Annotated in this window: 9 protein-coding genes; 7 read left to right on the top strand and 2 right to left on the bottom strand. The window is 57.6% G+C overall.

Annotated features, from left to right (window positions below):
* Window positions 1-106: 106 nt before the first annotated feature.
* Entirely contained in the window at window positions 107-1420 is a 1314-nt protein-coding gene (locus tag VNZ65_RS21105) for an adenylosuccinate synthase (protein ID WP_325672549.1), read from the top strand.
* A 7-nt stretch (window positions 1421-1427) separates the two neighbouring features.
* Entirely contained in the window at window positions 1428-1964 is a 537-nt protein-coding gene (locus VNZ65_RS21100) for a phosphoribosyltransferase (RefSeq protein WP_062115956.1), read from the top strand.
* 173 nt (window positions 1965-2137) lie between these two features.
* On the opposite strand, the gene VNZ65_RS21095 is transcribed toward VNZ65_RS21100, so the two are convergent.
* Window positions 2138-2320, bottom strand: coding sequence for a hypothetical protein (locus tag VNZ65_RS21095; RefSeq protein WP_325672545.1), 183 nt, complete (start codon window positions 2318-2320; stop codon window positions 2138-2140).
* A 207-nt stretch (window positions 2321-2527) separates the two neighbouring features.
* On the opposite strand from VNZ65_RS21095, the gene VNZ65_RS21090 reads away from it, so the two are divergent.
* Window positions 2528-4120, top strand: a complete 1593-nt coding sequence (locus VNZ65_RS21090) for a BCCT family transporter (RefSeq protein ID WP_325672543.1) — start codon at window positions 2528-2530, stop codon at window positions 4118-4120.
* Entirely contained in the window at window positions 4086-6089 is a 2004-nt protein-coding gene (locus VNZ65_RS21085; protein ID WP_325672541.1) for a CocE/NonD family hydrolase, read from the top strand. The genes VNZ65_RS21090 and VNZ65_RS21085 overlap by 35 nt, the downstream gene beginning before the upstream one ends.
* A 97-nt stretch (window positions 6090-6186) precedes the next feature.
* On the opposite strand, the gene VNZ65_RS21080 is transcribed toward VNZ65_RS21085, so the two are convergent.
* Window positions 6187-6618, bottom strand: coding sequence for a hypothetical protein (locus VNZ65_RS21080; protein WP_325672539.1), 432 nt, complete (start codon window positions 6616-6618; stop codon window positions 6187-6189).
* Between the two features lie 575 nt (window positions 6619-7193).
* On the opposite strand from VNZ65_RS21080, the gene VNZ65_RS21075 reads away from it, so the two are divergent.
* The 3 genes from VNZ65_RS21075 to VNZ65_RS21065 all read left to right on the top strand — a co-directional run bounded on the left by VNZ65_RS21075 (window position 7194) and on the right by VNZ65_RS21065 (window position 10655).
* Window positions 7194-8468, top strand: a complete 1275-nt coding sequence (locus VNZ65_RS21075) for an MFS transporter (protein WP_325672537.1) — start codon at window positions 7194-7196, stop codon at window positions 8466-8468.
* A 160-nt stretch (window positions 8469-8628) separates the two neighbouring features.
* Window positions 8629-9621, top strand: coding sequence for an inositol 2-dehydrogenase (gene iolG, locus VNZ65_RS21070; protein WP_325672535.1), 993 nt, complete (start codon window positions 8629-8631; stop codon window positions 9619-9621).
* A complete protein-coding gene (locus VNZ65_RS21065) occupies window positions 9618-10655 on the top strand; it encodes a Gfo/Idh/MocA family oxidoreductase (protein WP_325672534.1) in 1038 nt (345 codons plus the stop codon). The genes iolG and VNZ65_RS21065 overlap by 4 nt, the downstream gene beginning before the upstream one ends.
* The last annotated feature ends 64 nt before the right edge of the window (window positions 10656-10719 follow it).

Raw genomic sequence — 10719 nt, 5'->3', positions numbered from 1 at the left:
GATCCAGAGTCTGCCCGGTCATGAAAACGATCAAGACGAGTTCGATTGCGACCGCGCGGTTGTACTCGAAAATGGAAACTGGATTATCAAAAATTTGGACTAAGTGATGTTACAGAAAAGCACCGCAAAAAACGTCGTTGTGATTGGCACCCAATGGGGCGACGAAGGAAAAGGCAAGATCGTTGACTGGCTGACCGATCACGCACAAGCAGTTGTGCGTTTTCAGGGCGGCCATAACGCTGGCCATACATTGGTCATCGGCGGTCACAAGACAGCATTGCAGCTGATCCCGTCCGGCATCATGCGCCCAGGCGTTGCCTGCTACATCGGCAACGGCGTAGTGCTGTCGGTGCCTGACCTGCTGCGCGAGATCGACAAGCTGCAAGCCGCCGGCGTAGAAGTCGCGTCGCGCCTGAAGATCTCCGAAGCTTGCCCGATCATCCTACCTTACCACACCGCACTCGATGCGGCGCGGGAAGCGGCGCGCGGCGATGCCAAGATCGGCACTACCGGCAAGGGTATCGGCCCGGCCTATGAAGACAAGGTGGCACGGCGCGCAATCCGCGTGGCCGACCTGCTTAACGAGAAGCGTTTTGCGGAGAAGCTGAAAGCCAATCTGGAATACCATAATTTCGTTCTCACCAATTACCTGAAGGCCCCGGCTGTCGATTATCAAAAGACGCTGGACGATGCCCTGGCGACCGTGGAACGTCTGCGGCCGATGGTGGCTGACGTATCGAGCGACCTGTATGCGGCCCACAACGGCGGCGCCAGCCTGCTGTTCGAAGGCGCGCAGGGCAGCCTGTTGGACGTCGACCACGGTACTTATCCGTTCGTTACCTCGAGCAACTGCGTGGCCGGCAATGCCGCTGCCGGCAGCGGCGTCGGTCCGAACATGCTGCATTACATCCTGGGCATCACCAAGGCTTACACCACGCGTGTCGGCTCCGGTCCGTTCCCATCCGAACTGCCGACCGACCAGGGCGTCGGCAAGCACCTGGCCAGCGTCGGTCACGAATTCGGTACAGTGACCGGCCGCGCCCGCCGCTGCGGCTGGTTCGATGCCGCCTTGCTCAAGCGTTCGGTGCAGATCAACGGCGTGTCCGGCATGTGCCTGACCAAGCTGGATGTGCTCGATGGCCTGGAAACCCTGAAGCTGTGCACTGGCTACACGCTCAACGGCAAGACCGTGGATATCTTCCCGGTCGGCGCTGAAGAAGCGGCGCTGTGCCAGCCCATCTACGAAGAAATGCCAGGCTGGAGCGAGTCGACAGTTGGCGCCAAATCAATGGATGCGCTGCCGGCTACCGCCCGTGCCTACATCAAACGTATCGAAGAATTGGTAGGCGTGCCTATCGATATGGTCTCGACCGGTCCTGACCGTGAGGAAACCATCGTTCTGCGCCACCCATTTAAATAAAAACAATATGAATAAATCTGATGACAAGCACCTGTGGGTGTCGTGGGATGAATATCACCGCATCATTGAAAAACTGGTCCTGAATGTCCACGCCTCCGGCTGGCAGTTCGACCAGGTGCTGTGCCTGGCGCGCGGCGGCCTGCGTCCGGGCGACGTGTTCTCGCGCATTTTCGATGTGCCGCTGGCGATCCTGTCGACCAGCTCCTACCGCGAAGATGCCGGCACGGTGCGCAGCGAGCTGGATATCGGCAAGCACATCACCATGAGCCGCGGCGCCCTGGCGGGCCGCGTGCTGGTGGTGGACGACCTGGTCGATTCTGGCGTCACGCTGGACAAGGTCTTGCATCACCTGAAGGAAAACTATGCGCCGGTGACCGAGGTCAAGTCAGCCGTGATCTGGTGGAAAGCCTGTTCTTCGCTGAAGCCGGATTACTACGTCGACTATCTGCCGACCAATCCGTGGATACACCAGCCGTTCGAAGAATACGACAGCTTGCGTCCGCACCAGCTGGAAGCCTGGAGTCGGAAGGGCGTGTCGAGATAATCGAACGTACCTGGCAAACACCTCCGTAGCGTCAGCAGCGCGGGGGACAAGATGGTCCCAACACCCTGTAAGCGGTTTCCGCTTACAGGGTGTTTTCGTTTGGCAGCGGTTTCGGCAAGCAGCTGGGCGCCGCAGCTTTTCTAAGCATTGACTGATTCTGAACGTTAAATCATTTAAAACATGCCTATTTTCATGCTGTATTGATAATATTTGGCAATTTCAAACCCGCGTGTCTGCAGAGAAAGGTTGCCGCGTCCAATGTTGAAATTCTCTCCCGCGAGCGCGTCGCCTGCAGTCAGGGCCTTGGATGCTCTGGCCGCTTTTCTTCTGCTGCTAGCCGCGCTGGCGATAAGCATGGTTGATCTGCCGTGTTCCGCTCAAGTCGAAGATCTCCGCTGAGCGTTGCCGGATATTGACGGGATGCTACAACGGCGCCGATGAGGATCATCCGCCGCCTGCCTGCCGTTGGACATTAGATTATTTACTGGCTTGCTCCTTTCGTTCATATTGATAGATGGGCAATTTTGGCTAGTTTAATTCTTCGAGGGAAAGTTGCTATCGTTATGTTGAAACACCTCCTCACCAATGCTTCGACCCGAGTAAGGCCATTGGTTTTCTGGCCAACCTTTCTTCTCCTTGGCGCTGCGCTGGTAATGAGCGTCATTGATCTTCAAAGTTTGCTGGCCATTGCCGGCGGTTTCAACAGCTGGATCCTGACGCGCTTTTCCTGGCTGTTCAGTCTGACCAGCTTGGCCATGCTGCTGCTCTGCATCTGGGTATATTTTTCGCCGCTCGGCAAGGTGCGCATCGGCGGCGAGCAAGCTGTGCCGCTGCTTAGCCGCGGCCGCTGGTTTGCCGTCACGCTGTGCACCACGCTGGCGGTCGGCGTGCTGTTCTGGACCACCGCCGAGCCGATCTATCATCTGCACAATCCCGCCATATCCTGGGCGGTGGCGCCGAATTCGCCGGCGGCGGCGGCGATGGCGATGTCGGCCATGTTCTTGCACTGGACCTTCGTGCCGTATGCAATCTACACCGTGCCGGCAGTGGTGTTTGCGTTGGTTTTCTATAATCTGCGCCTGCCGTTTTCAAGCGGCAGCATGCTCAAGCCTTTGCTGGGCGAGTGCGTGCAAGGCAGCACCGGGCAATTGATCGACGCCGTGGCTCTGTTCGCCCTGGTGGCGGGGATGGCGTCCAGCCTGGGCACCGGCGCCTTGTCGATGATAGGCGGCTTGAACCAGTTCATCGATCTGCCGAGGTCGCCCTTGAGCCTGGGGCTGGTCATCGGCGTGATCGTCGCCGTGTTTGTGTTGTCGGCCTCGAGCGGATTGAAAAAAGGGATAGCGCGCTTGTCGGCGCTGAATACTTATGCCTTGTTCTTCATTGCTTTTTTCCTGTTCGTCTGCGGACCGACGACTTTCATCCTGAGTTTTGGCGTCGAAGCATTGGGACAATTCCTCAGCCAGTTCTTTCGCATGGCCTTGATGACGGGCGCAGCTTATAAAGACCAATGGGCTGGCTCGTGGACGATTTTCTACTGGGCGGTCTGGTTTGCCTGGGCGCCGGTCAGCGCCATGTTCCTCGGCAAGATCGCGCGCGGCTATACGGTGCGCGAGGTGATCGTGATGAACCTGCTGCTGCCCTCGTTGTTCACGATCCTGTGGATTGCCATTTTCAGCGGCAGCGCGCTGTCGATCGACATGGGCCAGCATGGCTTGCTGAAGCAAGTGCTGGAACAGCAGGGCGTGGAAAACATCTTGTACACCGTCTTCAGGCAGTTGCCGTTGAGCATGGTGATGATTGTGGTGCTGCTGTTTGTCGCCTTTCTCAACTATGTGACTGCCGCCGATTCCAATACTGACGCCATCAGCAATCTGTGCACCGAGGGTTTTACCGCCGATGGCGTGGAGCGTCCCGACATGCGGCAAAAGATTATCTGGGGCCTGTTGATTGGCCTGGTGTCGTGGATCATGACCAGCTTCGCCGGCGGCGTCGCCGGCATCAAGATGATGTCCAACCTTGGCGGGCTGCCGGCATTACTGATCATTCTCGGCTGCGCCGGTTCCCTGATCATGCTGATGCGCGGCAGTCAATTGTTTAATGAAACTTGTGGAACAGCAGATGAAAATCAAACAGCAATTCCCCTACGCGGTTAAAGAGGTCGAGCACGCTTTCATCACTCTCAGCGACGGCTGCCGGCTGGCCTACCGCATGTGGCTGCCGGAGGCCGCCTGCAGCGCACTGACCGTGCCGGCGATCCTGGAGTACCTGCCATATCGCAAGCGCGATGGTACGGCGGTGCGCGACCAGCTCACTCATCCTTATTTTGCCGGCCATGGCTATGCCTGCTTGCGCGTCGACATGCGCGGCTGCGGCGAATCCGATGGCTTGCTGGCCGACGAGTACCTGCAGCAAGAGCAGGATGACGCGATTGAAGTCATCCGCTGGATCAGCCGGCAGCCGTGGTCTAGCGGCAAAGTCGGCATGATGGGCATTTCCTGGGGCGGCTTCAATGGCTTGCAGGTGGCGGCACAGATTGAAGCGATCCTGCCGGATACGCTGCGGGCGATCATTACCCTGTGCTCGACCGATAATCGCTTCAGCGACGACATTCATTACAAGGGCGGTTGCATGCTGCTGGAGAGCGCTGGCTGGGCAGCCACCATGCTCAGCTACAGCGCGGCGGCGCCGGATCCCCTGCTGGTCGGCGAGCGCTGGCGCGAGATGTGGCTGCAACGCCTGCAAAACATGCCGCTGCTGCTGAAGAACTGGTTGCAGCACCAAAGCTTTGACGCCTATTGGCAGCATGGCTCGGTTTGCTGCGATTACAGCAAAATCAAGGCGGCGGTGTATGCCGTCGGCGGCTGGGGCGACGCCTACAGCAATGCGATTCCGCGCATGCTGGAAAAGCTGCCTGGCCCGAAGAAAGGCTTGATCGGTCCATGGGCGCATAAATATCCTCATTTCGCCGTGCCCGGTCCTGCCATCGGTTTTTTGCAGGAAGCGCTGCGCTGGTGGGACTATTGGCTCAAGGACATAGCCAACGGCGTGATGGACGAAGCGCCGATGACGCTTTACCTGCAGGACGCGGTCGCGCCGCAAGCCAGCTATGCGGAACGCAGCGGGATATGGCTGCGTGATGCCGGCTGGCCCAGCCCCAATGTGAAACATCTGGTTTTTCCCTTGCAGGAGGAAGCAGCGGGCACGCGCAAGCTGCAATCCCCCCTGACTACCGGTTCAGCCTGCGGCGAATATTGCGTGATCTGGCTGGGACCGGAATTTCCTACCGACCAGCGCGGCGATGACGCAGCGTCCCTGGCGATAGACATGCCGCCACTGGAGAGCGATTTTGCCCTGGTGGGCGCCGCCAGCGTGCAACTGCGCTTGAGCAGCGATAGCGAACATGCGCAACTGGCGGTGCGCCTGAATGACGTCGCGCCGAACGGCGCCTCGACGCGTATCACGTATGGCGTCCTTAACTTGAACTTGCCAGAGCAGCAGGGCGGTGCGAGAAAATTGACGCCTGGTGCTTGGTTTGATGCCATCATCCAGCTGGACGATGTCGGCTACTGCGTGCCGGCGGGCCACCGCTTGCGAGTGGCGATCAGCAGCGCCTATTTCCCATTGGTCTGGCCGGCCAGAGCGCATGCAACTCTGGAATTCGATCTCAGTCAATCCAGCATCAGCTTGCCTTCACATGACCTGAAAACGGCGTCGATGTCGCCTTTCGCAGAACCAGAAGCTGCCGCTCCCTTGGTTTTGCGCTACCAACGATCGCCGGCCAACACACGCGAAGTGGTCAGCGATGCCATGAGCGGTCGCGTCACGACCCGAGTTCACGATGACTTCGGCCGTTACTGCTTTGACCAGCACGGGCTAAGCGTCGAGCAAATCTGCGACGAACAATATTCAGTACTGCCGCAAGATCTTTTGTCAGCCAGTTCGGAACAGCTCTGGACGTATAAAGCCGCCAGGGGAGATTGGCGAGTCGAGGTTCAAAGCCGTTTGCAACTGGGTGCCGATGCGGACAAGTTCATCATCACCGCGGAGCAGACTGCATGGGAAAACGGTGAACAAATGCATCATCGGATCTGGCGGGAAGAGGTGTTGCGGGTAGCGGTATAGTTGTCGCTCCGCAGCTTGCCTTGCGGCGCATAGTCGCGGTCAGCAGTAACGAGATGCGTCGTCTGCTGCCGCGTTCATGGCCGCTCGATCAGCGTCCTCAATTTCCCAGATCTTTACTGCTGACTTTGCTGGCAGAATCGATAATTTCTTTCCAGGATCGCCCTTTGATCAAGAAGTACTCGATGGATGGTCCTGTCTTGTTCCCATACTTCTCTAGATTTTTTGCATGAATTTTTTCGAGTAAATCTGGAGGGACTGTCTCGTAATATTTGCTGTTCAGCTCTCGTCGCATTTGATCTACCTTTCTCGCAACATCTTCTTCTTTCTGTCCCGCGGCAAGATCTCGCTCGGCAACTTGCTTCAATGCGGCTACTTTATTGATATATGCCGTTTTTTCTTGTTCCTCAAGCGTGGTTGCAGCGTTTGCGGGTTGTTGAGTTGCTAAGAACAAGCCTGTAACTTGTAGCATGAGAAGCGATGCAATCAACAGGCGGCGTAAGAAAAAACGAGGTTTGTTCGGACCTTCCATGACATCTCCTTGAAATCAAAATAAGCCAGTAAAAAGCACAGTAAAAATTTCGGCGGAAAAGCAATTTCTGCAGAAAGATTTGATTTGATTAGAGTTGCAAAGCAGCATAAATGCAATGGGGAAATTTTGATTGATGTGCTTGCTTGTTATTCGGCTTATAGAGATTGGTGAACATGAAATAATGTCCTCGCGATTTTCAAATGCCGGATGACAGGCCGCCGGAAATAGAGGTCGCTCTAAAAGGGACATTGTCTGTCAATTAGTTGATAAAGATTCTCTTGCCGACAGGGTTGTAAAAAAATTGGAGCAGGTGCTTGGTTTGTTTGAAATAAACAACACTATGAGAGCGAAGCTTTCCTGTGGACGCCTTGAAAGGGAAGGATTGCCGTTCCTTTAACCTCATGACTTCTTGTTGAGGAAGTTGGATTAGCCAAGAAAATTTTTTTACGAGAAATGGCAGTTTTGCCGCAAAATCGACCGCCGGTCAGCCCTGCTTGCTGCCGGATTTAAAAATAGTTCATGGCGCGGAATACGTCGAAATTCAACACATGATAAAAATACAAAGGGATTCAACTATGAGCAGCAGTACTGCAACGCCTTTCGAACAGCACCCGCAAACCTGGCGCGCCGTCATTTCATCTTCCATCGGCAATGCGCTGGAATGGTTTGATGTCCTGCTGTACAGCGCCATGGCGGTGACCATCGCCAAACTGTTTTTCCCGACGGCGAACCAGACCGTGTCGCTACTGATCACCTTTGCCACCTTCGGCGTCTCGTTTTTCATGCGGCCGCTGGGCGCGGTGGTCATCGGCGCCTATTCCGACCGGGTCGGGCGCAAGGCCGCCTTGACGCTGTCGATCCTGCTGATGATGATCGGCACCTTGCTGATCGCCATCATGCCGACCTATGCCCAGATCGGCTTGTGGGCGCCGGCCGGCATTGTCCTGGCGCGCTTGCTGCAAGGCTTTTCCGCCGGCGGCGAATTCGGCAGCTCGACCGCTTTCCTGGTGGAGCATGCGCCGCACCGGCGCGGCTTCTTTTCCAGCTGGCAGGTCGCCAGTCAAGGCCTGAGCATTGTGCTGGCTGCGCTGGCCGGGGCGCTGCTGTCGTCCCAGCTCAGCACTGAACAGCTGGAATCCTGGGGCTGGCGCCTGCCGTTTTTCTTTGGGCTCCTGATCGGACCGGCCGGTTATTACATCCGCAGGAACCTGGAAGAGTCGCCGGAGTTCGCCCAGGCCGACGCTACCCGCACGCCGCTGCGCGACATCATGAGCAGCCAGAAGATGCGGCTGCTGATCGGTTCCGGCAGCGTCATCATGGCGACCGTGTCGGTCTATCTGGTGGTCTACATGCCGACCTATGCGGTCAAGCAGCTGGGCATGACGTCGACTGCTTCGTTCAGCGCCACCATCTTGGCCGGCCTGATCATGCTGCTGTTCTCGCCAGTGGTCGGCCAGCTCTCCGATAAATACGGGCGCACCCCATTCATGCTGGCCAGCAGCGTATTGTTCGTGCTGCTGACTTATCCGTTGTTTTCCTGGCTGTCGTTCAATCCGAGCTTCATTAATCTGCTGCTGGTGCAAGGCGTGATCGGCTTGCTGATGACCATGTATTTTGCCTCTATGCCGGCGTTGCTATCGGATATTTTCCCGGTGCAGACGCGGGGCACCGGCATGTCCCTGAGCTACAACATCGCGGTGATGATTTTCGGCGGTTTCGCCGGCATGACGATCACCTGGCTGATCGCCGTCACAGACAACAAGCTGGCGGTGACCTTCTATGTCATCGGCGGGGCATTGCTGAGCGTGGTCGCCACGCTTGCCGCGCGCTATAAGCTGCGTTTGCGTTAAGCACTGGAAATGCATGACAGGCAAGGCGGCTTGCCTGTCATGCAAAAAATATTCGATTAAAAAATTAAACGAAAAATTGTTTCTATTTTCGAGAATCGTGCCTACAATGGCAGAAAGCGGCAACCAGACCAAAATACAACCATATACACGGAGATGATTCATGATGAACGTTGCGGTATTCGGCGCCGGCCGTATCGGCAAGATCCATGCGGGTAACCTGGTGCTGCAGCCAGGCGCCAGTCTGAAGTATGTCAGCGACATCAATACGCAAGCCGCGCAGGAACTGGCCAAGCAGCATGGCGCGCAGGTGGCGGATATCGACGGCGTGCTGGCCGATCCGAGCATAGGCGCAGTGCTGATCGCCTCCAGTACCGACACCCACGCAGACCTGATCATGCGCGCGGCGGCGGCGGGCAAGGCGATCTTTTGCGAAAAGCCGGTCGACCTGACGCTGGAGCGCGCCAAGGCATGCGCGCACGCGGTGGCGGACGCCGGGGTGACTTGCATGATCGGTTTCCAGCGCCGCTTCGATCCGACCTTCAGTGCGCTGAAAACACGCCTGGCAGCCGGTGAAATCGGCGACCCTGAAATGCTGATCGTCACCAGCCGCGATCCTGGCGCGCCGCCGGTATCGTATATCAAGAGCTCGGGCGGCATATTCAAGGACATGCTGATCCACGATTTCGACATTTTCCGCTGGATACTGGAGGACGAAGCGGTCAGCATCTCCGCCACCGGCAGCTGCCTGACCGATCCGGCGATAGCCGAAGCCGGCGATATCGATTGCGCCGTCGTCACCATCCGCAGCCGCCGCGGTCGTTTGTGCCAGATTAACACCAGCCGCCGCGCCGCCTATGGCTACGATCAGCGCTTTGAAGTGCTGGGCAGCAAAGGCATGTTGCAGGCTGGCAATCACAAGCCGACCGAAGTGATTGCCTCCGGCAGTCATCACGTCAGTCAGGACAAGCCGGAGCATTTCTTCCTGGAGCGCTACCGGGCGGCTTATGCTCGCGAGATCGCGCATTTTTTTGATGCGGTGGTCAACAAGGTTGCTGTTCGCACCACCATCGAAGATGGCGTCAAGGCGCTGGAGCTGGCAGAGGCGGCGACCTTGTCGTGGCGTGAAAACCGTACCATCGAGCTGGCAAAATGAGCCCGTCATCACATCACGCGCCGATACTGAAGGTCGGCATCGTTGGCCTCGGCAGGCTAGGGCGCCGTCATGCGGAAAACCTCATGTCGCGCGTCGCCGGAGCGACGCTGATTGCGGCCTGCAGTCCTTTGCAAAGCGAGCTGGATTGGGCGCGCGATACCTTGCAGGTGCCGCATCTGTACGAAGACTATGCCGCTTTACTGGCGCATGACGGCCTGGATGCAGTGTTCCTGGTGACGCCGACATCCCTGCATCCGCAGCAGATCATTCAGGCTCTGCAGGCCGGCAAGCACGTGTTCTGCGAAAAGCCGCTGTCGCTCGACCTGGAGGATTGCCGCCGCGTCGAAGCTGAAGCGGCGCGGCATCCGCAGCTACAGGTCATGATCGGCTTTGTGCGGCGTTTCGACGCCAGTTACCAGGACGCCTACAAGAAAATCCAGCAAGGCGCCATCGGTTCGCCATTCATGGTGTATTCGCAAACCTGCGATCAATACGATCCAGACGGTTTTTTCGTCAAGTTCGCGGCTACCAGCGGCGGCATATTCCTCGACTGCAGCGTGCACGATATCGACCTGGCGCGCTGGCTGCTGGGCAATCCGCAACCGGTCCGGGTCTACGCCAGCGGCACCCGCGCCATTCACCAGGATCTGCAGCAGTTCCAGGATGTCGATAACGGCGTCGCCATCTGCGAGTTCGACAACGGCAGGCTGGCCACCTTCTATGCCTCGCGCACCATGGCGCACGGGCATGACACCATGACCGAAATCACCGGCACGGCAGGGCGCTTGACCGTGGGCAGCAATCCGCGCAAGAACCGCCTTGAAATCGCCGATGCGCATGGCGTCCGCAATGAGTGCCTGCCAAGCTTCTTTGAGCGTTTTGAAGATGCTTTCCTGACTGAGGTCACCAGTTTCGTGGAGGCGGTGCGGCAGCGGCGCAAGCTTGAGCTGACGCTGGCCGATGCCACCGAGGCGACTCGCATCGGCATAGCGTTACGCGAATCGCTGCTGTCAAAGCAGCCGGTGTTGCTGTGACGAGGTTTGCCTGCAGGATGGCGGTGGCGTTTGATCGAGAAAGGTGACTAACTGTTCGAGGGTG

This window comes from Collimonas sp. (assembly GCF_035566555.1).
Lineage (GTDB): Bacteria > Pseudomonadota > Gammaproteobacteria > Burkholderiales > Burkholderiaceae_D > Collimonas.
The sequence above is the reverse complement of the archived record's forward strand: the minus strand, read 5'-3'. Positions and strand labels throughout refer to the sequence as shown.